Annotated in this window: 24 protein-coding genes; 6 read left to right on the top strand and 18 right to left on the bottom strand. The window is 44.0% G+C overall.

Going from position 1 to position 26,735, the window contains the following annotated elements:
* Positions 1–44: 44 nt before the first annotated feature.
* From rpsC to F6K46_RS13980, 8 genes are all read right to left on the bottom strand, one after another.
* The gene (gene rpsC / locus F6K46_RS14015; RefSeq protein ID WP_008191211.1) at positions 45–770 is read right to left on the bottom strand and encodes a 30S ribosomal protein S3; all 726 of its coding nucleotides are present in this window, start codon (positions 768–770) and stop codon (positions 45–47) included.
* A gap of 76 nt (positions 771–846) precedes the next feature.
* A complete protein-coding gene (gene rplV / locus F6K46_RS14010) occupies positions 847–1,206 on the bottom strand; it encodes a 50S ribosomal protein L22 (protein WP_008191214.1) in 360 nt (119 codons plus the stop codon).
* Between the two features lie 50 nt (positions 1,207–1,256).
* Positions 1,257–1,532 carry a 30S ribosomal protein S19 gene (gene rpsS / locus F6K46_RS14005; protein WP_008191216.1) on the bottom strand — a complete coding sequence of 92 codons (276 nt, stop codon included), beginning with the start codon at positions 1,530–1,532 and terminating at the stop codon, positions 1,257–1,259.
* 111 nt (positions 1,533–1,643) lie between these two features.
* Entirely contained in the window at positions 1,644–2,507 is an 864-nt protein-coding gene (gene rplB / locus F6K46_RS14000) for a 50S ribosomal protein L2 (RefSeq protein WP_070390685.1), read from the bottom strand.
* 123 nt (positions 2,508–2,630) lie between these two features.
* Positions 2,631–2,933, bottom strand: coding sequence for a 50S ribosomal protein L23 (locus F6K46_RS13995; RefSeq protein WP_008191220.1), 303 nt, complete (start codon positions 2,931–2,933; stop codon positions 2,631–2,633).
* Positions 2,920–3,558, bottom strand: a complete 639-nt coding sequence (gene rplD, locus F6K46_RS13990; RefSeq protein WP_293056552.1) for a 50S ribosomal protein L4 — start codon at positions 3,556–3,558, stop codon at positions 2,920–2,922. Before rplD ends, F6K46_RS13995 begins: the two co-directional genes overlap by 14 nt.
* Positions 3,559–3,708: 150 nt before the next feature.
* The gene (gene rplC / locus F6K46_RS13985; RefSeq protein WP_293056542.1) at positions 3,709–4,344 is read right to left on the bottom strand and encodes a 50S ribosomal protein L3; all 636 of its coding nucleotides are present in this window, start codon (positions 4,342–4,344) and stop codon (positions 3,709–3,711) included.
* 620 nt (positions 4,345–4,964) lie between these two features.
* Positions 4,965–7,166, bottom strand: a complete 2,202-nt coding sequence (locus F6K46_RS13980; protein WP_293056531.1) for a cation:proton antiporter — start codon at positions 7,164–7,166, stop codon at positions 4,965–4,967.
* Between the two features lie 196 nt (positions 7,167–7,362).
* Between F6K46_RS13980 and F6K46_RS13975 the strand changes: the two genes are divergently transcribed.
* The gene (locus F6K46_RS13975) at positions 7,363–7,584 is read left to right on the top strand and encodes a hypothetical protein (RefSeq protein WP_075895729.1); all 222 of its coding nucleotides are present in this window, start codon (positions 7,363–7,365) and stop codon (positions 7,582–7,584) included.
* 561 nt (positions 7,585–8,145) lie between these two features.
* Here F6K46_RS13975 and F6K46_RS13970 read toward each other — a convergent pair.
* Complete coding sequence (locus tag F6K46_RS13970; RefSeq protein ID WP_293056516.1) at positions 8,146–8,298, bottom strand: hypothetical protein; 153 nt, start codon at positions 8,296–8,298, stop codon at positions 8,146–8,148.
* Positions 8,299–8,544: 246 nt separating this feature from the next.
* Here F6K46_RS13970 and F6K46_RS13965 point away from each other — a divergent pair, with 246 nt between their 5' ends.
* On the top strand, positions 8,545–9,414 hold the full coding sequence (locus F6K46_RS13965) for a pentapeptide repeat-containing protein (protein ID WP_293056507.1): 870 nt from the start codon (positions 8,545–8,547) through the stop codon (positions 9,412–9,414).
* 35 nt (positions 9,415–9,449) lie between these two features.
* Here the strand turns inward: F6K46_RS13965 and F6K46_RS13960 are convergent, their stop codons facing one another.
* A complete protein-coding gene (locus F6K46_RS13960; RefSeq protein ID WP_081431021.1) occupies positions 9,450–10,580 on the bottom strand; it encodes a TerB family tellurite resistance protein in 1,131 nt (376 codons plus the stop codon).
* Between the two features lie 272 nt (positions 10,581–10,852).
* A complete protein-coding gene (locus F6K46_RS13955) occupies positions 10,853–11,047 on the bottom strand; it encodes a hypothetical protein (RefSeq protein ID WP_075895733.1) in 195 nt (64 codons plus the stop codon).
* Positions 11,048–11,420: 373 nt separating this feature from the next.
* Here F6K46_RS13955 and F6K46_RS13950 point away from each other — a divergent pair, with 373 nt between their 5' ends.
* The gene (locus tag F6K46_RS13950) at positions 11,421–14,213 is read left to right on the top strand and encodes an NHLP bacteriocin export ABC transporter permease/ATPase subunit (RefSeq protein ID WP_293056477.1); all 2,793 of its coding nucleotides are present in this window, start codon (positions 11,421–11,423) and stop codon (positions 14,211–14,213) included.
* Between the two features lie 73 nt (positions 14,214–14,286).
* Here F6K46_RS13950 and F6K46_RS13945 read toward each other — a convergent pair whose 3' ends face one another.
* Entirely contained in the window at positions 14,287–17,091 is a 2,805-nt protein-coding gene (locus F6K46_RS13945) for a TIGR03960 family B12-binding radical SAM protein (protein ID WP_293056468.1), read from the bottom strand.
* Positions 17,092–17,336: 245 nt separating this feature from the next.
* A complete protein-coding gene (locus tag F6K46_RS13940) occupies positions 17,337–17,669 on the bottom strand; it encodes an STAS domain-containing protein (RefSeq protein WP_070390703.1) in 333 nt (110 codons plus the stop codon).
* Between the two features lie 646 nt (positions 17,670–18,315).
* Here F6K46_RS13940 and F6K46_RS13935 point away from each other — a divergent pair.
* Positions 18,316–18,510, top strand: a complete 195-nt coding sequence (locus tag F6K46_RS13935) for a hypothetical protein (protein ID WP_293056443.1) — start codon at positions 18,316–18,318, stop codon at positions 18,508–18,510.
* A gap of 227 nt (positions 18,511–18,737) precedes the next feature.
* Here the strand turns inward: F6K46_RS13935 and F6K46_RS13930 are convergent, their stop codons facing one another.
* A complete protein-coding gene (locus F6K46_RS13930; RefSeq protein ID WP_293056438.1) occupies positions 18,738–19,136 on the bottom strand; it encodes a hypothetical protein in 399 nt (132 codons plus the stop codon).
* Between the two features lie 185 nt (positions 19,137–19,321).
* Here F6K46_RS13930 and F6K46_RS13925 point away from each other — a divergent pair, with 185 nt between their 5' ends.
* Both F6K46_RS13925 and F6K46_RS13920 read left to right on the top strand, forming a co-directional pair.
* Entirely contained in the window at positions 19,322–19,666 is a 345-nt protein-coding gene (locus F6K46_RS13925) for a hypothetical protein (protein WP_075895743.1), read from the top strand.
* A gap of 142 nt (positions 19,667–19,808) precedes the next feature.
* Positions 19,809–21,002, top strand: coding sequence for a hypothetical protein (locus F6K46_RS13920; RefSeq protein ID WP_293056417.1), 1,194 nt, complete (start codon positions 19,809–19,811; stop codon positions 21,000–21,002).
* Positions 21,003–21,188: 186 nt separating this feature from the next.
* Here F6K46_RS13920 and F6K46_RS13915 read toward each other — a convergent pair whose 3' ends face one another.
* From F6K46_RS13915 to rpmG, 4 genes are all read right to left on the bottom strand, one after another.
* The gene (locus F6K46_RS13915; protein WP_293056408.1) at positions 21,189–22,763 is read right to left on the bottom strand and encodes an ammonium transporter; all 1,575 of its coding nucleotides are present in this window, start codon (positions 22,761–22,763) and stop codon (positions 21,189–21,191) included.
* A 148-nt stretch (positions 22,764–22,911) separates the two neighbouring features.
* On the bottom strand, positions 22,912–24,969 hold the full coding sequence (locus F6K46_RS13910; RefSeq protein ID WP_293056396.1) for a ribonuclease R family protein: 2,058 nt from the start codon (positions 24,967–24,969) through the stop codon (positions 22,912–22,914).
* Positions 24,970–25,372: 403 nt separating this feature from the next.
* Positions 25,373–25,588, bottom strand: coding sequence for a 30S ribosomal protein S18 (gene rpsR, locus F6K46_RS13905; RefSeq protein ID WP_008191262.1), 216 nt, complete (start codon positions 25,586–25,588; stop codon positions 25,373–25,375).
* A 121-nt stretch (positions 25,589–25,709) separates the two neighbouring features.
* Positions 25,710–25,904, bottom strand: coding sequence for a 50S ribosomal protein L33 (gene rpmG, locus F6K46_RS13900; protein ID WP_293020919.1), 195 nt, complete (start codon positions 25,902–25,904; stop codon positions 25,710–25,712).
* Positions 25,905–26,735 lie beyond the last annotated feature (831 nt).

The raw sequence follows: 26,735 nt of genomic DNA, 5'->3' as shown, positions 1-26,735 counted from the left end.
CAATTAACAAGCAAGCAATTTTCATTCATACTAGTGAGTCATCACTAGTCATTTGAGCGGTCTTCAAACTGCTGGCGGCGTTTTGGCTGACGGCGACGAGGTTGAGCTGTGTTAGGGGTAGGCTTTTCTTCTTGACCAGGAATCACTTCCCCTTTGAAAACCCAAACTTTAATGCCCAAAATTCCATAAATGGTTTGGGCTGTTTTGTAGGAATAGTCAATATTTGCCCGGAGGGTATGGAGGGGCACTCGTCCTTCACGAGTCCACTCGGTTCGGGCAATTTCAGCTCCATTTAACCGACCACCTACCTGAACTTTAATGCCTTGGACATCAGCCCGCTGAGCCCGCTGAATTGCTTGACGAACCACTCGTCTGAAGGAAACTCGGCGCTCTAGCTGTTGAGCAATGTACTCGGCAATTAGGGTAGCATCTGCATCCACCCGTGATACTTCCACGACATTGATGCGAATCTGACGATTGTTGCCCAGGGATTTTTGCAGACCGACACGCAAAGACTCAATACCACTGCCACCACGACCAACAACTACCCCAGGTCGAGCTGTATGAATTTCTAAATCAATCTGGTCAGCTTTGCGCTCAATCCGGATGTCAGAAATTCCAGCATTATTGAGGTTTTTGTCAACATATTGTCGGATTTGGTAATCTTCCTGCAACAGAAGCGGATAACGCTTTGAGTCGGCAAACCAGCGAGAGCGATGCTCTTGCGTGATACCTAGCCGAAAACCAATTGGATGTATTTTCTGTCCCACTGTTCTTTTCTTTCCCTCTTATCGAGCCATAGCGCTATTGGTGTTCACTCTTGGTAATGCTCAATCAACTCACTAACTAATCATCTACTTCTGGAGAAACAGCTACCGTGATATGACAGGTTGGCTTGCGAATCTGATAAGCACGACCTTGAGCTCTTGGTCGATACCGCTTCAAGCTTGGTCCCATATCCGCAAAAGCTTTAGTGATGTATAAGCTAGCTGGGTCAATCCCTGCATTGTGTTCAGCATTGGCAACAGCGGAGCGTAGTACTTTCAAGACTGGTTGACAAGCCCGGTAGGGCATGAATTCCAGAATGATCAGAGCTTCCCGATAGGAACGCCCCCGAATTTGGTCAAGTACTCGCCTCACTTTACTTGGAGACATCCGAATGTAGCGTGCGATCGCTTTAGTTTCTGCTGTAGTGTCTATCGCCATCGTTCCATCATTTGCTTTCTTTATAGCTACTAACTACTGAACTAATCACTTTAACGACGGGCCTTACCATCCTTAACATGTCCCCGAAATGTTCGAGTCGGGGCAAATTCGCCCAGCTTATGACCTACCATCTGCTCATTGATAAAAACTGGTACATGTGTCCGCCCGTTATGAACGGCAATGGTGTGACCAACCATCTGGGGCACAATGGTCGAGGCTCTTGACCAGGTTTTAATCACCTGTTTTTCGCCTTTAGCATTCAAGGTTTCAATCTTAGTCAGAAGACTATCGGCTATAAAAGGACCTTTTTTTAATGAACGACCCATAATTCAACGCTCGTTAATTTTTAGTTGTTAGTTGGTAGTTAATAGTTGCTAGTTGGTAGTTAGTAATTGTTATTTACAACCTTTAACCTGCTAACTTTAACGTTCAACTCCTTAAGAATCTCGACCACCGCGCCCTCGCTTAGAGGATTTGCGCCTACGCCGGACAATTAAAGAACTACTTTGCTTTTTGACCTTACGAGTTTTGGCTCCTAAGGCTGGTTTCCCCCAGGGGGTCACTGGACCACTTCTACCAATAGGAGCTCTACCCTCACCACCGCCATGGGGGTGATCTACCGGGTTCATTACACTGCCCCGTACTTGGGGACGACGGCCTCTATGTCGATTGCGACCAGCTTTGCCTAAACTCAAGTTTCTGGCTTCAACATTACCGACCTGTCCAATAGTGGCGTAGCATTCTTTACGCAACATCCTGACTTCACTAGACGGCAGCTTTAGGGTGACATAGTCACCTTCTTTTGCTTGCACTTGAGCAGTTGCCCCGGCAGCACGAACAATCTGTGCTCCTCGCCCTGGTATCAGTTCAACGTTATGCACGTTGGTGCCTAAGGGAATATCCTTTAGGGGCAAGGCATTGCCTATTTCGATGGGAGAGTCAGGCCCAGATATAATGGAGGACCCAACTTCCAAACCCACAGGATGCAGGATATATCGCTTTTCACCATCTTGATAGTAGAGCAGCGCAATCCTAGCATTCCGATTGGGGTCATACTCAATTGCTGCCACTTTTGCTGGAATATTGTGCTTATCCCGGCGGAAGTCAATTACCCTGTATAGACGCTTATGTCCGCCACCGCGATGGCGACAGGTAATAACACCGCGATTATTGCGACCTTTTTTTCGATGCTTAGACTTGGTTAGGGATTTTTCTGGCTCAGTCCGAGTAATCTCAGCGAAGTCTGAGACAGTACCCTGACGAGTGCCTGGGGTGTATGGTCGATAGCTACGGATGCCCATAACAAGTATTTTTTACTTAGTTTGTCTTGACTAGTTTGTCTTGACTAGTTTGTCTTAACAATTGACAATCTACCAATTGGCAATTAACCAAATTAAGAATTAGCAATTAGCAATTAGCCAGTTTTATACGTCTGGGAATAGAGTAATCGAATCTCCTGGAGCTAGGGTAACAATCGCCCGTTTGTACTGGGTTTTGTAACCTACAAATCTTCCCACTCGACGCTTTTTACGTGGCGGACGTAGGGTATTTACTGCCACTACTTTCACTTCAAAAAGACTTTCAATCGCGGCTCTAATTTGTGGCTTTGTCGCTTTGATAATCACATCAAAGACATACTTGTTCTGCTCCATCAGTAGGGTCGCCTTTTCAGTCACAATTGGGCGAATCACCAAATCAGCAAGGTCACGGGGGTTATACTCCGTCATTGTAAACCTCCTGAATTTTGGCAAGAGCTGTGTTAGTGGTCACGATTTTATCAGCGTCAAGGATATCATAGATATTCAAGTTGGTGGCATAAATCAACTTGACAGTTGCTAGGTTACGGACTGACAAATAAACCTTTTCTTCTGGCTGGGCCAGGATTAGGAGAACTTTTGACTCAGGCTCAATTCCCCACCGACCAATGGCTGCCACCACATCCTTGGTCTTGGGTCGTGGTAGTTGTTCAACAAATTCCTCTACCACAATCAAATCCTCTGCTCGACTCATAAACGCTGTTCTTAGAGCCAAGCGACGCTCTTTGCGGTTCATTTTCTGGCTATAGTCTCTGGGTTTCGGACCAAAGATCACACCACCACCACGCCATAGGGGTGAACGATTCGAACCAGCACGAGCACGACCGGTTCCCTTTTGTCGCCAAGGTTTGCGTCCTCCACCTCTAACTTCGGAACGAGTTTTTGTACAAGCATTGCCTTGACGAGCATTGGCCATTTGTCTAACCAGTGACCGGTGAACAATGTGGGCAGCGTTTTCTTCTTTGGCAACTCGCATCTGGAGTGTTGCCTGCCCTACTTCTTCCCCTTGCCAGTTTCGCACTGAACAATCTACCATTTGTTCTCTCCTTCTTAGGGATCAAGCGTTTAGCAATTAGCTTTTAGCTTTTAAGCACTCAGGGGGTGCTACTAGTAAAAATAAACAGTTACATATACATCATCAGGCTTACACCTAACGATGAGGGAGCTAATTGCTTTTTCCTTGTGACTAACGTCCGACTTTATTAGTGGGTGCAATGCTCAAGAGTGTCCCTGGTTTACCGGGAACTGCACCTTTAATCACTAGCAAATTGCGCTCTGCATCTATCTTGACTACTTCAAGTTTGCGAATTGTCACCTTGGTACCGCCGTAACGACCAGCCATTTTCTTACCTGGATAGGTACGACCAGGGGTTGTCCCTGCTCCAGTGGAACCTGGGAGGCGGTGGTTTTTGGAACCATGAGCCATCGGTCCTCGCCTGAAGTTGTGACGTTTCTGATAACCCGCAAACCCGCGACCAATGCTTTTACCGCTGACATCGACAATTTGACCAATACTGAACATATCGGTATTGACTGGCTGACCCAGTTCAAACTTACTGGTATCATCCACGCGGTACTCACGTAGGTGGCGTAAGGGTGGGGCGCTAGATTTAGCCAAGTGTCCTATTTCAGGCTTATTAATTGCCTTAGGCTTGACTTGGTCATAACCAATTTGAATGGCATTGTAGCCATCTGTCTGGTTGGTTTTTATTTGGGTCACAGTGCATGGCCCAGCTTTGACGACGGTTACAGGAATCGCTCTTCCTTCATCATCGAACACTTGGGTCATACCGAGTTTGGTACCGAGGATACCGACAGACACTGGTTTCTCCTTTGTAGACATTGCAGCAGTCTGGCAGCAGGGATATTCAAGAACCTGAATTCCCTTTGTGCCACAAACCTGGTCATTATCAACCTGGTCACTATTTATAGTGGATAAACCTCTCCTCAAAAAATAAGCAGAGAGCCCACTTTTATCTAGCTCGGCATGATGTTCAAGCTAGATTCTCGTTCAATTGCGTTTACTTGTCAGAAAAGGCTATTAAACTCGCCTGACTTCGCTGGGACTTAAGTTGTTAATAACTCAGTATCCCTTGATCCACGAAAGTGTAAGCACTGATTGACCTAAAGCAGACCCAAGAACTGATGGGAGTTGTTTATACCTAACTGTCTTTGACCTACTTTAGCCCTGATGCCAAACAAACGCCTGGTATGCTGTGTATATTGTCTTGCCTCGAACCTATTTCTCAGCCCACAGCACACGCAGCTATTCAGTTGCTGATTAAGCAACTGTCATAATGCCACTATTATATAGTATATAGTATTTTGCTAAGGGTGTCTAGTTAGTTTGAGAATTAGTTTGACAAAAATTTCCTTGCTGTATGGATTTATGTGAAATCGGGGGATTCGGAGCTCGAAGGATGCGATCGCGCACCAAAGAATTCAGTCCTCATCCCATTCCCCAGACAACAACACACAATCCCCCACCTGCAATACTCCAGCTTCATCCACCGGATTATATAGTTTCCCTTGTCTACGTAACGCCTGAACCATCAAATTGTATTGATGCTGGAGATCAATTGGCTTCATACCCACCAAACTTGAATTCTCTACCAAAGTTACCCAATGCTTAGATCCCTCACTAAGGAAACTGCGACTTTCGATCCAGTCTCTAAACGCGGCTAATTCTTCCGGTTCCCCAACAACTAGCAATCGATCCCCTGAACGCAACGTCATCTTACCTTGTGGGTAGTGGACAATATCATGACCTTGTTGAATTGTCAAAACTGTTACCCCAGTCACGTTACGGATATCTGATGCTGCCAGAGTTACCCAATCTAGACGGGAAGTTTGAGTCAAAGTCACCCACTCACTGTCAAGTTCTTGAGCAACATCAGTGATGTCTTGCTGCTTTGAATAGGTAGCTTGTTCAGGTCGTACACTCAAATAGCGGTCTTGGTGAATCCGATTGATCACCGACTGAATCATACCTTGGGTTTCTCCCAGTGCTACTAGCACATGGGCTCCCATTTCCAATGCTGCCTCAAATTCTGGTTGCACTACTTCCCGCGCCCCTAACTGGGTGAGTAGGTCAATTTCGCTATTTTTGTGAGAACGAGCCACGATATCCAGTCCTGGGGCAAACTTGAGGGCACGTTTGAGCAACAAGCGGGTACTGCCAGGATCGGGTAGGGCAATGGCTAGGGCTTTAGCTTTTTCTAGATGGGCTTTTTCTAACACCAGTTCCGAGTGAGCATCCCCAAACATATAGGGAATTTTCTCATGTCTCAAGCGTTGAATAGCAGCTTCGCTATTTTCAATCACTAGTACCTCATGCCCTTGATTGCGCAGGATGTTGACCAGTACTCGCCCAACTCGTCCATAGCCAGCCACTACCACATGATTACAAATCGTTTCTGGAATTGACAAAGCTTTAGTACCCTGAAACTGACGCAGGTAGCTTTTCAGAAACGGCAGATTTACCAGGTGGTCTGCTATTCGGGGAGACCATCTTAGCCACATGGGTGTCAGGACTAGGGTAATGGCTGTAGTTCCCACCAGGAGTAGATACTGATCCCTAGTGATAAATCCTAACTCAAAGCCAACCACTGCTAAGACAAAGGAAAATTCTCCAATTTGATTGAGACCAAAACTAGCAATAAAAGCCGTTTTAAAGGAATAGCCAAATTTCAGCACAATCGGTAGGATAATGGCTGCTTTACCCCCCATTACTAACATCACTAAACCGATAATTATGCCGAAGTTATCGAGCAGCACTTCCGGCTCAATGAGCATTCCTATGGATGCAAAAAATAGACATACAAATGTGTCTTTAAGGGGGATTATTTTGGCAACTGCTTGGTCAGCATAATCAATTTCAGCCATCATTAATCCTGCCACAAAGGCTCCCATTTCAACGGATAGACCAAGTCCAGCAGTAATCAAAGCAATTCCTAAACACAGGGCAATTACTGTGATCAGAAATAACTCACTGTTTTCAGTGCGGGCAATATATTTAATGAGATGGGGAACTATCCAGCGACCGGCGGCTAGAGCAGCAGCTAAAAACACCAACGCTTTGAGTAAAGCAACAACTAACGCTGAGCCAATATCTGAGGGCTGTTGAAGGGCGGGGATGACGGCTAACATCAGACCTAAACTAAGGTCTTGAGCAATCAAAATTGCCAGCATCACTTGACCATGAAGGGTATTGGTTTCTCCTCTCTCCATCAGGGTTTTAAGAACTACTGAGGTAGAGGAAAGGGAGATGATGAATCCGAGCATTATTCCCGGAGTAAATCCATCAACCCAACCAAGTCCATTGGCTAAAACTGCAACTAGGGTAATAGTGAGACTAATTTGCAGTAAACTCCCTTTCAGGACAATATCTTTAAATCGTTTAAGCTGGGATAGAGAAAATTCTACCCCATAGGTGAATAACAAAAAAACAATCCCAATTTCAGCTAGGGATTTGACTTGTTCTAATTCGCCTACGAGTTTAAGACCAAACGGACCAACCAATAAACCACTGGCTAAATAGCCTAAAAGTACAGGTTGACGTAGCCGATTGGCAAGGTAGCCTCCCAAAGCAGAAGCCCCTAGAACTGTGGTTAGATCCAGAATTAAATTGTGTCCTGAGGCCATGATTAGGAATGGGTAATCGGTTATTGGTCACAGGCTTCATACCTGGAGGTTTTCCCTTGTGCCCTGATTTTTTTGTAACCTACCCACTTGAACTAAGCAACTTGGGGATCAAGGAGTTGGTAACGAAGGCTCAAAGTACTCTACCCACCTGATAATTTTTTCAGTTATCTTATGACGGTAGAGATTTCCAAGAACTATGGCTTTAGAACAGTGTAACGTTTGTGGGTCTTTAACCAGCACCAACGATGAAATTTGCCTCAGTTGTGGTTATCCAGCTAAAGGTCGGCCAAAGTTAGTTTTTTTCAAGTGGACTGCTATCGGTGTTGCTGTAGTATTTGGTCTCTTTCTCCTACTAGGGGTCATTAACAGAGTCGAGCAACACCTCAACTCTCAACCTTCGACACAGATAGACCGATAAGATAGACCGGTAAGATAGCGTTGGGTTCTCAGTCTATCGGTGTATAAGGGAAACCGTGCCAGCACGCAGCAGACACAGCGCGCAGCAAACACAGATGCACTTAGTTAGAAGTCGGGGGAGTAATCAGACCATTAGCTGCGCCAAATAGATTGATGGGATTTTTGCCATCGGTAATCAAAACACTCTGGATACCAAGTGCTTCTAGAAGTCTTGCCTGCATTTCCGGACCTGCTTGTGCGATCGCTTGAATGGTTTGAGGACCAATCGCTTCTACTTTCTGTCGGTATTCTTCACTCTTAATGTGAGCCTAATCAAAAATCAACTATTTTGTAACCTGACAGCAAAGCAAATCGATATAAAACTAAAGTAACCTTTCTTTTTCTGTTCTGCCAAAATAACCCAAACTCGTTATGACTACGTCGAGTTTATGGAGTTGGGAGCAACTTCATCAAACCCCTGGGCTAGGAGATTTGATTGCTTATCGGCACATTAAGGATGAGCAATCAAGGATGAGGAATTAAAAATTAAGGATTAGGCACCCTTAGATTAAGCTTGATAGCATTAAGTACTATAGCAAGTCTTATACCCATGAGGTACAAATCTCTGGTTTTTAGGGACTTCGGAGCAGGGACTTCGGAGCAGGGACTTCGGAGCAGGGAAGAGGGAAGAGGGAAGAGGGAAGAGGGAAGAGGGAAAAAATAATGTGTACCTCATAGCTATGATAAACGCTATAAAACCATTAACTATTACAGCGCTTTGCAATTCAGTTAGGTACAAAATTCTTGGTTTTTAGGGACTTCGGAGCAGGGACTTCGGAGCAGGGAATAGGGAATAGAGAAAACAATTATGTGTACCTTATAGTTATGCAAATCGCCGTAATAATAATTAACCAAAATCATAAATAAATACGTTATAATCAGGATGATTACTATCTAAGATTAAACAAATAAGGGGCATACTATGAATCGTGATGAATTCCTAAAACGCTACGAAGCCGGTGAAAGAGATTTTTCTGGTATTAATTTTAAAAAGGCTAACTTGAAAAGTACTAACCTCAAGGGTGTTTGTCTAAATTATGCTGACTTGAGTAATGCTGATTTAGAGGAAGCTAGTTGGGATGATGTGGAGTTAAGTCATGCTAACTTGAGGAATGCTTACCTATACGAAACCACTATCGAAAATTCCAACTTCACTAAGGCTAACTTGAGTCATCTAGTAGCGTCTGAATCAAACTTGGAAAACTGCGACTTTAGTGGTACTGATCTCAGTTATGCTGATTTATCTGTAATCTATATGGCTGGTAGTAAGCTCAGGGATGTAAATTTCAGTTATGCTACCTTATGTGAGGTTTACCTAGGTGATTCTGACCTGAGCAATGCTAACTTCAGTTATTCCCGTATGCTAGGGGTTGATGGCTGGAAAAAAGCTGACCTTAATAGTATAAATTTTACCAAAGCTATCTATACATCATGCACTGAGTTTCCGACTGGATTTAACCCATCAAAAGCAGGAGCGATCTTTATTTGTGCAGAGGCTGACTTAAGCGGTTTGGACTTGAAAAATATTAACCTAGGTTATGAAGAAATGTCTGGCGCTAACCTTAGTCATGCTAATTTGAGTGGTGCAAGACTGTATAATAGTGACTTGAGAGCCGCCAACCTAAGTTATGCCAATTTAGAAGGTGTTGACTTTCATGATGCTGATTTGAGTGAGGCTAATTTGAGCCATGCTAATCTTAAAAAGGCTAAATTAGCTAAGGCTGACTTAAATGATGCTATTTTCTGTAACACTATTATGCCTAATGGCAGGATTAGAAATAATAATTGTTAGCTAGATCAATACCTTCAACCATCAGGAGTTTTCCATCACAAGCTACATACTTCCAGGCAATCGAGGATATATCTAGCCGCATCTACAAATACCATATCCAGATACTGAAACTGATCCGGATGGAGCTGGGAGCGCAACTCCTCCCAAGCCTGTTCATCCTGAATATCTTCATCCCTAAATCCTGCCTCCAGGACTGCTGTATACCTAACATCAATCCCCAGATGCTTAGCCACTATGTGTAAATAGTCCTGCTCAGTAGGGTCAATTTCCCCATCCGCCGCTGACATATCATAAGCAAAGCACAACAGGAGTAGCTTCTCAGCATCGCTTAGAGGCTTAGTCAAAGTTAACCATTCGGGGCAATTAGACGCAGTAGGGTTCCGCTTAACTTGCCTAAGCAGAAGTCCGATTAAGAACGGCCCCAATTGACGCAAATCATCCTCCTCGGGAGGCGTTAAGCGGTCAATAGTTTTTGCCAGCAGCTGTGTTTCTTCTTCTACCACTTGACCATCCGCCAACATTACTTCCAAAGAAATAGTGACCAAGGCTACCACAAAAATCATGGTTGGTGTAATATCTAGTACACTGAGTTGCCTTCCCACCAGACGAGACAAGTATTCAACAACTTGCTGATTTACCAGTCGAATACCTAAAGCCTCAAACTTTTCTGGTTGCAGCTTTGATTGCAACTCTTTCCAAACCGACTGATCTGGAAATTCCTCACCCTTGAACCAAGCTTCCATCAGCACTGGGTAGCGGGAATCAATGCCTAGGGAATTTGAGGCTAGCTGTAAATACTGGCTTTCATTGGGGTCAATCGTCCCATCCACCGCTGACATGGCATAGCAAAAGTTAAGGAGCAAAATTCGCTCTGACTCAGACAGGGAAGTAGTTAGCTTCAACCACTGCTGAGGATTTTGATAAACCGGATTCTTCTCTAGTCCACAAAGCAAACGCTGCACCAATTGACGGACATCCCTCTGGGGGGGTACTAATCGCTCAATGGTTTTCTCTAGTAGCTGCTTTTCTTCGTCCTGTACAACGCCATCAGCATACATGACTCCCATCCCAAGGGTTACTAGGGCAGCTAAAAACCTCACAGGCGGTGTTATATTGTCTTGAGTGAGGTTTCGTCCGGTTAGGTGGGACAAAAGTTCAATAGTCATTTTTTAGTTAGCTATTAGGTTTTAGGTATTAGGTTTTGATATGAGTGAGTGGAATCACATCTCAAGGTAACTTGGTTAAGCTAATGGTTATGCAATCACCCATTCTAAGTTGGCTTAAGGCTTTTGTAATGCGATCGCATCTTGATCACGTTGGTTTAGCAAATAGTCATGGGATCACGAAGACGTTGAGACGGTAGTAATGCGATTAGCCCGAAGGGCGTTGGCTAGCGAACGCAACCAAGCTTCAGGGAGTAAAGAAGGGATCCCATGGATCATCCCTCCATGACTTTTATGCCCATATTGATCAATATTCCCCTATCACTAGAAATAAGTTGTCCAATCTCAGTTGGTGTTACACCATCAGACAATATTGCTTGGGTCAATAGCTCAATAGATACAGAGCTATTGCTTCTTTTCAGGGCAATCAACCGCTGGATTCCATGAATCTTTTCTGCCCATAAAGACATCCTGTTAAGCTTTTTTTGCTTCTCCAAGAGATGGCGAGAGAGGGCTAATTGGATTTCTATTAATGTCGCTTATTCTGGGGTTAAGTCTAAAAATTAGATTACTCAGGACTTACGCACAGACTCCATGGGTAGGGTGGGGAAGGTTTTTACCACCCTACAGGTAGCGTTAAATTGAGGTATTTGCGTAAGTCCTATTACTGTACCAACTTTCCCACCTTTGGCTTCTATTTGTGCTTTTTTCCGTAGCTCAATCCCACTACTCCTTTTTATCTCTATCGTATTTTTATGCTCGCTTTTGGCAATTAGATATCACCCTTGATAGGTGTTAGGTTTTGGGTGTTAGGTCTTAGGCTAATAGTGTTAGACTCGGTGAGTGCGATCGCATCCTTTGACTAGTGCGATCGCATCCTTTGGCTTAGATTTACCCCTTGGTCATGGGATCCCATCAATAGAAGAGAGATTCGTGGATTCTGTAACCGGTAATCCTCAATTGGTAGTGAAAGGGAATCGTCCCCTACTGTTGGATGAGCTAAAGAAGCTTTGGCTGATTAAGTCCGGTTCTATTGCTATATTTGCCGTTGAGCGTAACGATGGTGTTCTAGAGGGGCGACGCCGTTATCTATTCAGCCTGGGAGTGGGTGAGGCTTTGTTTGGGATGGGGGCGAATGCCCAAGACAAGCCCTACACCATGCTTGCTGTGGCAATTGAAGAAGCAACAGTTTGTCAGTTAACCACTACAGACATAGAACTAAAAGGGAATAGTAATGGTAAAACAGCCACGCTGATTTCCCAAGACATCATTAAGTTGACCGAGAAATGGATTGAGGGATTTTCCATCTTCCCTGGTGTGGTTACTCCGTCTACAGTATTGGATACCTCAGCAGTTTACAGTTGGGAGTCCCTACAGTCCCATCTGGATCAGCTATACAGTAACCTCTACCACTACCTAGCTAAACTCGAACAAACAGAATCAGCTCAAAAACTGACTCAGTTCCAAGAACGGGAACGCCTCAATCATCAAGTTACTACGGAAGCGATTGCAGAACTAGCATCTGTGATCAAGCCCCAGTTAAAAGAGAGTTTTCAACAGGGAACCCCCCTGTTAATTGCCGCTGGTGCTGTAGGAAGGGCGATGGGGATTCAAATTAATCCCCCTGCCCAGTCAGAAGACCTGAATCGAGTCCGAGAACCCATAGAAGCGATCGCTCGTGCTTCCCGCATTCGGATCCGGCGAGTGATTCTGCGTGACTACTGGTGGAAGAAGGACAATGGGCCTCTATTAGCCTACACCCGAGAGGATAATCGACCTGTGGCACTGCTACCAATGGGGGTGGGTGAGTATGAGGTACTAGACCCAGAATCGGGAAAGCGTGTCCCAGTCAATGGCAATAATGCTAGTTTCGTTGCTCCCATGGCTTATATGTTTTATCGGTCATTCCCCGATCAAGCCATTAAAGCCCTAGACTTACTCCAGTTTACCCTGAGAGGTCGTAGCAAAGAGTTAATCACCCTTCTGTTGACGGGAGTCGCCGCCGCTGTTTTGGGAATGGTCACCCCCCAAGCCACCGCCATTCTGATTGACAATGCTATTCCCGATGCTGACCGGGGATTATTAGGACAGGTAGGGTTAGGACTGTTAGCAGCTAGCTTTGGTAGTGCCATCTTTCAAGTCGCTCAAGGGCTTGCCACCTTGAGATTACAAACGATTAGCGAAGCTACCAGCCAAGCCGCTGTTTGGGACCGATTATTAAACCTAAGAATTTCTTTTTTTCAGCAATATTCCACTGGAGACCTAATATCCCGGGCTTCAGCAATTTCTGAGATCCGTAACCGACTGAGTGGCACAGTGATGCAAACCCTATTCACCAGTTTTTTCTCTCTCTTAAATTTGGGTTTGCTCTTCATCTACGATGCCCAATTAGCCTTAGTCCCGTTGGGAGTGGCATTAACTGCGATCATTGTGACCACTACCTCTGGTATTTTAACCCGACGCAAGCTAAGGCCCTTGCAACAGCTAGCAGGAGAAATCTTTGGACTGACGGTGCAGCTAATTGGTGGTGTTTCTAAACTCCGGGTAGCAGGGGCAGAAAATCGGGCATTTGCCTACTGGGCTAAATACTATACTCAGCAAATTAAGCTGGTGCTGAGTACGCAGTTAATTGAAGACTTACTGAACGTATTCAATACCATACTCCCTACCCTCAGCCAAATGATTATCTTCGCCGTGGCTGTTCAATCCATTACCAAATCTCAATCTGGGCAAGGTTTATCTACTGGTACGTTCCTAGCCTTTAATACTGCTTTTGGAACCTTTATCACTGGCGCAACTGATTTAAGCAATACCCTAATTAATATCTTAGAAATAGGTATTTTATGGGAACGAACTCAACCGATTTTGGAAGCTACACCAGAACTAGACTTAAGCAAAGCGGATCCAGGACGGCTTTCGGGGCAACTTAAATTAGATCATGTCAGCTTCCGCTACCGAAAGGATAGTCCTTTGACTTTAGAGAATATTACTATTCAGGCAAACCCTGGAGAATTTATTGCTTTAGTCGGTCCATCTGGTAGTGGCAAATCCACGATTATCCGATTACTGTTGGGGTTTGAAACCTCTGAAAATGGCACCATTTACTACGATGGTCAAGACTTATCTGGACTAGATATCTCAGCTGTGCGTCGGCAACTAGGAGTAGTGCTACAAAACGGTCGAATTAATAGTGCTTCTATCTTCGATAACATTGCCAGTGGTGCTTTAGTTACCATGGATGAAGCCTGGGAAGCTGCAAAAATGGCAGGATTTGCTGATGATATTGAAGCCATGCCGATGGGGATGCACACCGTTATTTCTGAAGGCGGTACCAATCTTTCTGGTGGACAGCGACAACGGCTATTAATTGCCCGTGCCTTAGTCTTAAAACCAAGACTATTGATATTCGATGAAGCTACCAGTGCTTTAGATAACCGCACTCAAAGCATTGTTAGTCAAAGTATTGACGAATTGCGAGTGACTCGGATCGTAATTGCCCACCGCCTCAGCACTATCCGCAACGCAGACCGTATTTATGTGCTGGAAGCTGGGAGAGTGGTACAGCAGGGAACCTTTGAGGAACTGCTTAATCAGGAAGGGTTATTTGCCAATTTGATGGCTCGACAAATGGCTTAGAAGGATGAATGATTAAACCATGAACTATCGCTTTTGGGGCAAATCATACCTGAATTCAGCAACACCAAATGTCTCAATTGCGCAGAATCAACCGTTGCCGATGAACATGCAACAAACGAAACTCCTGCTGCGCCACCTGCTCCAACATATAAATAATATGCTCTGGTCGCAACATGGTGCCATCATTCAAACAACTCCCCACATACCGCAAAACTACCCCAGACTCTGCAACCTCCTCTTCACCATCTTTAGGTCTTTGGGATTCCATCAACTCGAAGTCAAATAAGCGATCGCATAAATTCACCCACTGCTTCTTACCCGACTTCGTAAACCGCTCCCACCAAATTTCCTTACTACCCTTAATTGCTTCAATCCAACCCTGCCACTCTTCCCAAGACACCGATGACATTGCCTCAACTCGAATCAAATACTCAGCCTTTTCCAACAGCTGAGTTCCAGCAGGTTCCTTCAAATCCACTGCTTCAACCCCATACACCGGAATCTCTATAGGCAACTCAGACACCAGCCTTTCCCTAAACTCCTCAACTGGCATTTTCTCAGTTAACTCAAACTCCACAATCTCCCCACTACTAGACGCTCCCAAGGGCAATGCATTAGCAATCATAATCCGAGCATTAGCCCGAAACCCCCCACTATAGCGAATTGGTAGTGACGCCCGTCTTACTGCTCTCTCAAACAGACTTGCCAAATCCAGATGACCCAACAAGGTCATATCCCCCAACTTTCCAAACCAAACCCGCACCCGCTGATCCTTATTAGTATTGGGTTTAAAGTGACCAGCAAATTGCGGAATCTGTGGCGGGTCAATCACCACATTATGACCAAAATCAATCCCACACACACCACAGTGAGAACACCCATCAAAGGAACAATCCGGTACTGTTGCTGCATCTAACGCCCGTTGTAAATCTTCCTTGAGCCAATTCTTATCAATTCCCGTATCAATATGATCCCAAGGCAAGGGAGCATCAAGGGCATCAAGGGCATCAAGGGTTGAAGGTTGTTCGCGTAGCGTGGCCGAAAGGCCAAGGTTAGCTGGTTGTTGGTTAGTTGGTTGTTGGTTAGTTGGTTGTTGGTTAGTTGGTTGTTGGTTAGCTGGTTGTAGGTTATCTGGTTGTAGGTTAGCTGGTTGATCTGAACTTTCAACCTTCAACCTTTCAACTTGCAACTCTTCTAGACCAGCCATCACATTCCATTCGCCACTTTCTACTTGGCGATATTTCCAGGTCAGACCTGATGAAGCGATCGCATTTTCCCAAGCAGCAAATGCCCGATCCAAGCTTTCCATCCAGGCATCCATCCCTGCCCCCAATTCCCAAGCACGGCGCACCACCGCACTTAAGCGTCTGTCACCCCGTCCCACGAAATCTTCCATGGCCGAAATCCGAACATCGGTGTAATTAACCTTCACCCCCCTGATCTGACCAAATACTTGTTTGAGCAATTCCTGCTTGCGTTTAAACTCCGAAGTCGATACGGAATGCCACTGGAATGGGGTGTGAGGTTTTGGGGTAAAATTAGAAACAGTTATGTTAAACTTAAGGGTTTTTCTGCCTTTAGCACGGCACTCCTGCTGCAACCAACGCACCGTTTCCGCAATCCCCAACACATCCGCATCCGTTTCACCGGGCAAACCAATCATAAAATAGAGCTTGACTTTCTCCCAGCCTTGCTCAAATGCCGTCTTTACTCCCCTGAGCAATTCTTCATTAGTCAGTCCCTTATTCACAATATCCCGCATCCGCTGAGTTCCTGCTTCTGGGGCAAAGGTCAAGCCACTCTGGCGATTTCCCCCTAGGATATTGGCAATATTTTCATCAAAGCGGTCTACCCGCTGACTCGGTAGGGACAAGGAAATATTCTGATCCTTAAGACGATTTTTGATTTCCATCCCCACCGCTGGTAGAGCCAGGTAATCCGAACAACTCAGGGATAAAAGGGAAAACTCGTTATACCCTGTAGCACGCATCCCTTCTTCAATAGCTTCCACCACTTTTTCCGGTTCCACATCCCGCGCTGGTCGAGTCAGCATCCCAGGTTGGCAGAAGCGACAACCCCGAGTACAGCCCCGTCGCACTTCGATCTTGAGTCGGTCATGAACCGTTTGGATATAGGGTACTAGTCCAATAGCATAGGCAGGCATCGGTGTAGCCACACGCCGCAAAATTCGCTTCGGCACATCAGGGCGGTTGGGTTTAACTGAGCCATCCTCAGTCATATCATAGAATTGGGGGACATACACCCCTGGTATCTGAGCCAAATCCAGGAGTAATGCTTCTCGACTTAAGCCAGCTGCTTTGCCTTCTTCGATTACTAAGCCAATCTCTGGCAACAATTCTTCCCCATCCCCAAGATCAACAAAATCTAAGAAATCCGCATAAGGTTCAGGATTCGATGTCGCCGTTTGTCCACCTGCAAAAATTAGGGGGATTTCCGATATATCAAACTCAGCACGGTCTTTCCAGGTCAGGGGAATTTCTGCCAAATCCAACATTTCCAAGATGTTGGTTGCCCCTAATTCATAGCTAAGGCTAAAGCCGATAATATCAAAATCTTTCAGAGGTCGCCGATTCTCGACAGCAAACAGAGGGGTTTGAGTCGAACGTAATTTAGCTGCCAAGTCTGGGGCGGGTAGATAGGCGCGATCGCATAACTGCCTAGGTTGAGAATTCAATATATTGTAGAGGATGATATGCCCTAAGTTAGAAGCGCCCACTTCATAGACTTCTGGATAAGTCAATACCCAGCGTACCTCAGCTTTTTCCCAAGGTTTATGGACTGCTCCCAACTCGTTACCTAAGTAACGGGCAGGTCTGTTGATGTCTGGTGTTAATATTTCCTCTACAGTGATTGCCATAGAAACTTTATTACTGCTTTCAATGCAGTTAGCCCTGATCCACCTTTCATTTTATCAGTACTCAGGGTAGAGATAGGGGGATAAAGGTGATGAAGTGAGGGAGTAGAGAACCACCAGATTTCTTGACTAGTATTTCCCTATCTCCTCCCATCGTCATCGGTTTAAGCACTTAATCTTCCTTGGATTTCCTAGGATTTTGCTGCACTCATAGCCATTGAGTTAGCTTCCCAACCTACTCCAACCCCCTAGAGGGCTGTAGCAAAAGCCTCATGGCTCTCAAAAATCTCAAACACTCCATCTAATTTAGTTAGCTCCAGCATAATGCGAATTGAAGGAGCTACGGAGCAAAGACCAAAGCGCCTCTCTAGACGTCTTGCTAGCTTCAGGGCATGAATTAAGGCCATTAAGCCAGCACTGTCGAGAGACTCTAACTGATGCATATCAACCAACAAAGCCGAATCCTCACCAGCCACCACAGCTTCTGTCAACTGACTTTTAAACTCAACTGCATTGGAGGCGTTAATATGACCGGAAGGTTGAATAATTCGTAATTTTGCACTTAGGGTCGCCTGTGTCATGAGTAGACTCCTCACTGGGTCAAATCCAATAAAATTTTTTAGAGAATATATAGAAGATAGTATGGAATTTTTATAATTCCATACCACTTCTGAGATACTTTGCCGAATCTTTACAGATGGCTAATGGTTTTTGAAATCTTCATAAAACTTACCATCCAAATGTATCATATATTACTTTATTTACAGTTAAGTAATTTATCTATTTTTCATTTCCGATGGTCTAAGTTGCTATGAGCATGGCTCAGTTCATGCCTATAGGTAGGGATTAAATTTTAATAATTTTTGTTACGTTCAATCAATAGAGCTGCCCTGACATAAAAATATAAGACTTTTTTTTATAGGCTTGAGCCAAATGTTTAGCTTTAGGGAAGTATAACGTTAACTAGGGTGTAGAGGCAAGTAGTACTAAGCAGTATTTGCTTATAACTGCCTAAACTTCAATACCTCTAAGGCTTCAAACGGCATAGCTTCTTAGGTTCAGGTTAAGCTTTCTGAGTTAAGTCAAAAAGGCTTATAATATATATGTGAGAGAGTACAAATCCACCTCATCAGTGATTTAGATCACATACCAATAAGATAAAAATCACTATAGTGGTTAGTAGTTTCAGAAGACAATAAATTTATATGGAATTGTGGGTAAGTCATAGTGAAAACTACATTTGTTATTCGTCAACTAGTAGAAAAAGCCCTATATATTAGGAAATTGACTCCTGATATAGAAAATGCAATTAACTACGAACTAACTCAAACCGGTTACATCTCTGATGTGGATTACGAAGCACTGGAATTATTAATGTCCGAGATGGATGCTGGTCGTGTAAAGCTCGTTCCGAGTTACTAAAAACAGTGGTTATAAACTAAGGCTAGACAAGATTGGAGGCTTGGTAACTAGTCCATGACTTTTAGGCATAACTTTTAGGGTTGGGGCAAACTCTGACAGCTACATGTGGCAAAACCGCTACAACTTTAGTTTACTCTCCTAAGGGTTCTGACTTGCTACTGCTTAAGTCGTGATGAGCTCACCATGGATTTGGCAAAGTCCTATGACCGATTAACCATTAACAAAACTTAAAACTTGTCTGGATAAGCTTGCCAAACCGCACAGATAAAATAACTTAGTTGCTGGCGAGCATCAGGGTCATTTTCTACATTGACATCTGGGTCATCTAACCGAATCAACAGAGGAATTACTTCAGTATCTAAGGCTAGTCGTAATAAACTCGCTGGCCAAAGTAAATCCGGTCCAGAGCGTAGATCGTAAAGAGTGAGGTGTTCAGAGGTTCCCACTGCCAAAGGCTCTTGACTATCCTCTAAGGTCACCAATATCATAGAACGCACCCAACACATTTGTCGGGATGACACAAATTCGATGACTTCAGCGTATAAACGAGTATTGTCATGCTCTAAGCAAATAATCTGATGAGGCTGGAACTCGTAAACCACACCCCTTGATACATCTTTATTCACCAGGCATCAATTCCTAAATTGATTCATTACGATACAACATACTGTTCATATTACCAGTTTGGTTAACGGGGGTATTACACCCAGATTTGGGATTACTGCATTTCAGAGGCTGTATCACTGCTCATCTTTGCTATCATGTATTAATTCAACTTAGTCTCAATAGATTGAATACCATAGCATAGATTATGAAAGTCCAAGTATCGGTCGTTTTTACCAATCCCGTGGATTTCGTTAATTTTTCTCATCAGGCACTGCCTCGATTTTGCGTGGATCTACCTTTTAAACCTCGCGCTATCCCAGTTGAAGAACTGTTGCCCAACGTCCCTATGATTAATAGCAATTCAGACGATTGGACAACAGACCTGCCCTTCGAGCAAATAGAATACAAGGAAGAAGGAGCAGAGGAATATGCCCAAATGGTAGTAGTAGTGGGAATCCCACAGGATGATATGCCCTTGTTTGAAGATGTAGTTAAGTCCTATGGGGGAAAGGTTATGCCATCAGAGGGGTTGGATGTAATGGACATGTAGTGGACATGTAGTTTACACCCCATATCTTACCCATAACCTGGCTTATAGGTCATAGAAATTCCTTGTTAATCTTGATCGAAAATTTAAGACTATCACAAAATATGTTTGAAGGAAAAATAGTCTGGAATACACAAGGAATTAAATGACGTCTGAGCAGGATAAACCTGAGGTGGCTAAAATCCTCGAACCATTTAAACCCGCATTGGCTGAGCATCTGAGCAACCCTGATGTTGTGTTAGACGAGGTACTGGCATGGACTGGCTCTCAGCCTTTTTTGACCCAGAAGCTTTGTCAAGTTATCCTTGACTCTAAATCTCCCATTCCTGTTGGTGAAGAAGCTCTCAAAGTCGAAGAACTCGTCAAAACTCACTTCGTTGAAAATTGGGAAACTCAGGAAGCCGCTGAACTTCTGCAAGATATTCGTAGTTTCTTGCTCGAAGAACAATTTCTGCGGCTGTATCAGAAGATTTTGCAGGGAGTCATGATGGCAAATGACAGTTGGGAACAAAAAGTGTTGCTCAACTCCGGTGTGGTGATTAACCAGGGGGGAAATCTCAAAGTTTCTAACCGTATTTATGAGGCTGTTTTTAATCACAGCTGGGTAGCTCAAGAGTTAGCACAGTTGACCAGTACAGACTTTTGGCTGGCATCTGAGCTGACCACAGACGCTATTGATGAAGCCATCGCCATCGCTTTTCCTAACCTACCAATCACCCCAGTTACTCAAGACCAAGATCTAACAACTGACAAGCCCAAACACCGAGATCTAACAACTGACGATTCCAAACACCAAGATCTAACAACTGACGATCCCAACCGATTAACTGTAGTACCTTTTGAGCCAGACCAAGCCACAACCTTGTCTACCCCATCAGCTAGCAGAATCCCATCACCTATTAGTTTTTGGGGTGGCTTGATCGCCTTGTTTCTAGTCATTACCTTTGGTGTATTTCAGTGTACTAGTGCTAGAAGAGCAGAAGATCAACTAAAAAACCTTGCTTCTGAGGACATATGCAGACGCCAATTGACTACCAGAAAAGAACAAATAGAGCAACTTAGAAAGATCAAGAGTCAAAATAATGCTTTTCCCCAGCTATGTCAGTCAATGTTAGATCAATTGCAGTTTTCTTATGCTATAGAAGAGCTCGCTAGTCAAGGTGAATTCAAGCAAGCTACTATAAATCTTTGTCAAGTATCACAGCGTTACTACCAGTTTAGACAAAAATCTCTTCCACGTTTTTTCCGTCGATGGGGTCGGAATAATGAGAATTATGCTAATTGGTTGAAAAACTATCTAATAAAATATGATTGTCCCGCTTCTAAATATTTGGGCTAATCAATTGTTAAATTGTTAAATCATTAGTTGTGCTAACAGGAAACAGGCAACAGGAAATTTATGGATTTTTAGCAAACAGTTAACTAACTAATTAATCTAACTTAATAGACTAGTTGTAATCAAGATAACTTTCTTTTATTTCCTACTTTTCAAGACTTAGCTATTTACTTACTGATAATCCAGAGTCTAAGGATTAAAAAAAACTCCATCGCTACCACTGATTTCTTCTTCCAAAGATACCCTAATCCCTCGACGAGCAATTTCAAAAATAGTTAATATAAATTCTCCCAATTGAAAATATTGGGTTTGACGGAATTGTTGTCTATGGCGTTGTTTGCCACTAATCCGCTCATTGATCTGGCTTGCATAATATAAAATTAGGCTAACTAATAGCCAACCTACTAAACTCAAGAGAGCTGTTACAATGATAATAATCAGCCAGCCTAAGAACTGACACAACACTTGTAATAATGGATCGTCATATACATCAAGTTCTGAGTACAACAGAGAACTATTGCTACTAAAGATTCCTAAGGCAATCGTTCCCCAAAATCCACAGAAAAGGTGAACAGGAACCGAACCAACGGGGTCATCAATTTTCCAAACTTGTAGAAAATATTCGCCTAAAAGGACAAAAATACCGCTGATTGAGCCAATTATAAATGCACTTCTGATATCGACAAAAGCAGCTGAAGCTGTAATTCCCACCAACCCACCTAAAATGCCATTGATAATTGAGGCTAGACTAGGTTTTCCCAGGATAATTGGACTAAAAAATACGCTAGATATTCCACCAGCTGCTGCTGCCATCATGGTAGTTGTGATGGTATTGGCTACATAATCGAGATCCTTTGCTGATCCACCATTAAAACCAAACCAGCCCAGCCAAAGAATTAAGCAGCCTAAGGTTGCTAAACCCAGATTATCGGCAGAGAACTTTTCAGTTTCGAGACCTTCATATCTATCTGTTCTTAAATTGTAGCCAAAACGACCTTGTCGTGGCTTTAGTAGCCAAGCCCCTACCAAGCCAGCCATACCACCAACACTATGGACTACAGTTGAACCGGCAAAATCATGAAATTTTAGCGCCTTGGTTAGCCAACCATAGTGCCCCCAAACCCAGTGACCGGTTAGGGGATAGATAAAACCAACCAGGAAAAAACTAAATAGCAGAAATGCCCAGAATTTTACCCGTTCAGCCACAGCTCCTGAAACAATAGTGGCTGCAGTTCCAGCAAAGACTAACTGAAATAAAAATAGAGCGGAAAAGGAGTGATTAGACCAATCTTGATTGAGACAATTAAATCCTGATTCTGGAAAACCCAGATTTCCAAATTGGGGAAAGGGAAGATTAAAAAATAACCCCTTTTGACCCACTAAACTTAAACTAGTATTTTCTCCTGGAACACAACTGTAAGTGATGCCATCACCAAACATTAAGCCAAAGCCAAGTAGCCAAAATGCTAAGGCTGATATACAGAAAACTATCAAATTTTTAGCCAAGACATTAGTCGCATTTCTCCGTCTACATAAGCCAGCTTCTAACATGGCAAAGCCAGCATTCATAAAAAAGACTAGAAAAGATGAAACTAACAACCAGATAGTAGACAGGTTAGTGAAATTATTCGTGTTACTATCTTGTGCTGCTGCTACACCAACCCATCCCAGTAGGATGGTAATAGCCAAAGATAGGCAGAAGTACCAACGGCTGGGTACCGAGCTGATTTGGTGTTTTAATCTCTTGTACTTATGTCGAGACATCAAAGCAAGCTTTCTAGTTTTACAATCGCAGTGTATATCCAACTGGTAAGTAGGTGGACACTACTAAATAACACTATTCAATAACACTGTATGATGTTTCGTTACATAATTAACTGCTTACATCCAAGCCTTATAGAAGGACAGAGATTTACGCGAACCTGTTCACAGCAGAAGCTGAGTCATCTTCTAGCTTTGATTTAAAAGCAAGCTGAGCCTCTGAGTTCGCTAGTTCTTGAAAATGAATAACTTCTTTACGGGGATCAGCATGACTGACTTTGACGTGTAAGCGATCGCCTAATTGAACCGAACGCTGGAAACGCATGGGCAATTCTAGACCTAACTCTTCTAGGAGAATGTTGCCCTTATTCTCGTTTTCTCGCCACCAACTGAGTACTAATACTTGCCAAACCTGATCTGGGTTACGCCGTAAATATTCCAATCCCCAATATTTGTTGGTATCACGTTCTACTTCACTAGCATCCTTAGCTGTTCTGGTTACACTCTGCATCGTTTCGAGCAAATGTTCAGCTTCAAAGGGTAGGGGGTCACCCCGTAGATGAGCTTTGAGCTGGAAATGAGTCATTAAGTCAGTGTAGCGGCGGATCGGAGAGGTTACCTGGGTGTAAGTTTCCAAAGCCAAACTAGCGTGGCGTGTTGGGGTAATGCTCATTTCACTTCTAGGCATACACCGACGCATGGCACAGAACCGCACTGGACCCGCTGGCAATAGCAGCAGTTCTTCTTGGGAAGGAAGTTCTGGCTGGGGTTGTCCTCGGAATGGTAGCGGAATTTGGTGCGCTTGACCATAGCGTCCAGCCACTTCACCTGCCAGAATCATCATTTCTGCCACCATTTGCCGTGATGGTGAATCTTCTAACACCTCAATGGTAATTTTGTCATCATTTCCCACCTTGATTACCGACTCTGGCATATGGATGCTAATCGCCCCCTGAGACTTGCGCCACTTTTGCCGACGCACAGCCGAGTTAGCGATCGCAAACAGTTCTGTTTCTGCCTGTACCCCTAACTGCAACATTTCATCTACATCTTCATAAGTCAGGCGATAGGTAGGTTTAATCAGGGTGGGGTGAATCTGATAGTCATAGATGGCACCATCTTCATCCAAGATCACGCCAAAACTGAGTGCCCCACAGACTTGACCTTGAACTAAACTCATCGGACCAGTGGCCAGTTCCGATGGGAACATGGGAATCATGCCCGTGGGTAGATATATGGTGGTACTACGCCGTCTTGCTTCTAGGTCAAGGTTATCCCCTGGCATTACCAAGCGGGTTGGGTCAGCGATGTGAATCCACAGACGCTGAGTGCCATCCTCTAGATCTTCTATACTCAACCCATCATCTATTTCTTGGGTACTTTCATCATCTATGGTGTAGAGTTTCAGATGAGTTAAATCCAAGCGATCTGAATCTGGGTCAGTAGGAGGATTTGCCAGGTATTGCTGGGTCAATTCGAGTACCTCACGACGAAATTGAGTTGGGATTTTATGACGCAGCAAGTACTTTTGGTGAGGATGCCACAAACCCAGATTTACCAACAAATTGAAGGCATTTTCTGGGTTTTGATGGCGTTTTACTGCTTCCAGAGTTTCCTGAACTGCACGAGAGGGTTTATCTGGTTCACTAACGAACCGTTCTAGAGCATCAAAGCGAGTGCGATCGCTATCAACCCACTCTACTTCCTCACCCCCTAGCTTTTGCTGTACTCGCTTCAAAAATTCTTCTTGTTCCTGGTGCTTTGATTGAGCCGCTGCCAGTTGATGCTTGATTTCAGCCACCATGCTAGCGGAGCGGGGTTCATAGGTTTGTGCTTTTTGTTTAAAATAGATTTTGTCTTCAAAGAGAATACAGTGTGCAGCATAGCACTGGGGTGGACTTTGCTCAGAAAATAATAACTGTGCCATGTCAGCACAGGTAACCGCCTCTCCTTCTTCCACCAGTAATTCCCAGGCTAATTCTAAGCTATCTGGGTCTAGATAGGGTTGTACTCGAGCGAGAAACTCTGGTATTTCTGATGGATCATAAGTATAATCGGCCACTGCGTAGGTGACTTGTCGAGGATGGAGCTTGTGCAGTTTCCCCCGTTGATCCAAAGCAATCAAGTGGTTCTTGCCTTCTGGACGATCGACAACGGCGAGATGGCGTTCTCCTTGTAAGCGAAATTCGATTAGTGTTCCCTTTTCCACCAGTTCTCATAACCCGGGTAGCGTTTACCAAATCCACCTCCCCCCAGTCTATCCTGTGTTGTTGAGATGCCCAACTCAGCAGAGGGGGTCAAGTCTAAAGTCTAAAGTCTGAAGTCTGAAGTCTGAAGTCTGAAGTCTGAAGTCTGAACTTGTCAGTGGTCAGCGCTCAGTGTTCAGCGCTCAGTGGTCAGTGTAACTCCTGGTTGAGTCGCAAGTTTTTAGTTAACCATGTCAGCCATGCAGAGCGCGAGTGGCCTCCCCGTGAGGCCACTGCATCCCGCGCCTCAGCCATCTATCACCCCATTTCATCCTTCATCCTTCATCCTTCATCCTTCATCCTTCTTATTTGATATTTCATTCTTCACACGGGAAATATCCCAGAGGAAGACCGTGATTGTTCACCTTAACCTTCTTTATTAATATAGGGTAGCAAAGCCAAGAACCTTGCTCGCTTAATGGCTGTGGTTAGCTTTCGTTGTTGTTGAGTCGTTAGATTAGTAATGCGGCGGGGTAAAATTTTTCCCCGTTCAGTGATAAACTTGCGCAGCAACTCAACATCTTTATAGTCAATCGGTTCATCGGGTTTGATCGGAGAGAGACGTTTACGAAAGTAAGTCATGATTGGTTATGATTGGTTATTGGTTATTTGGGTTACTGGTTAATGATTATAGTCATTTGTTCTTTGTCAATAGTCCATTTTGAATTAAAAAATTCAATTCACAAATGACCAAGGACCAAATCTACTTGATTTCTTTGTGAATTGTGTGCCTGTTGCAATTGGGGCAAAATTTCTTCAGTTCCAGACGTGATGTTGTGTTACGGCGATTCTTCCTAGTGGTATAGCGGGAAACACCAGCCGAACGCTTATTGGAGTTACTGCGACATTCCGTACATTCTAGAGTAATAACGATTCGGACACCTTTCTTACTTGCCATAGTTTTTTTTCTAAGAACTCAAATATTACAATTAAACACAATTTACTATTATCTCATGGGATCCCCCAGTCTATCAAGTAGATGCAAAATTTCTCAAGTCTCGGGAAAAACCTCACGCCTTGTTGACACGATCATCGTGCAGCGCAATCCAGTTACAAGGGGAGCCCACAGCAGTATACTTGATATGCCTTTAGATAGACCAATGTTGAAGCCAATCCGAAGCGCTTGCTTTGCAGCCAAGCCAACCATGCCCTAGGATTTTGTTAGAGTCAGTAACCGGTGCAAGGGTAAGGAATCTCACCTCGAGAATCAAGGTAACCGCGCACCCCACTACCCTAAACTCTGAGCCTGATTGGTGTATAATACCATGACTCCTGTAACTAGGCAGACCAACAGGAAGATAAGCATCACCGCACAGATGAAAGCCAAGAGGATTTGTTCTAAGCAGTGAGCTGACCAGCTATACTCATAGAAAATCTATATCGAAAGCAGCAGCCCGCCCCTCTATTGGTACCTTAGGGAAAGCGGGTTTACAATGGTTTTCTACTCATGGCCAATTTTCCTAATTGGGCAGACTGTTTTGGCTACTGTTGATGATTCTATCTATTCCTCTTGTTGTATAGTCATAAACAAACATCTGTGGTAATCTCTCACAAGGGAGGTGATTACCACAGATGCGGCTCAAGGACTATGCCAAACACATGGGAGTTAAGTCCTGATAAATAGTTTTCCCGACATATTTGACATTTTCCAACATCTTGTTTGATAATGTCAGTGTACTGACCCAAATTTGTCAATGAATGAACAAATTAACTATGTTCCTCCCCGAGT

Source organism: Moorena sp. SIO3E8, from assembly GCF_010692445.1.
Taxonomy (GTDB): Bacteria; Cyanobacteriota; Cyanobacteriia; order Cyanobacteriales; family Coleofasciculaceae; genus Moorena; species Moorena bouillonii.
This window is presented reverse-complemented; position numbering and strand designations above follow the sequence as displayed.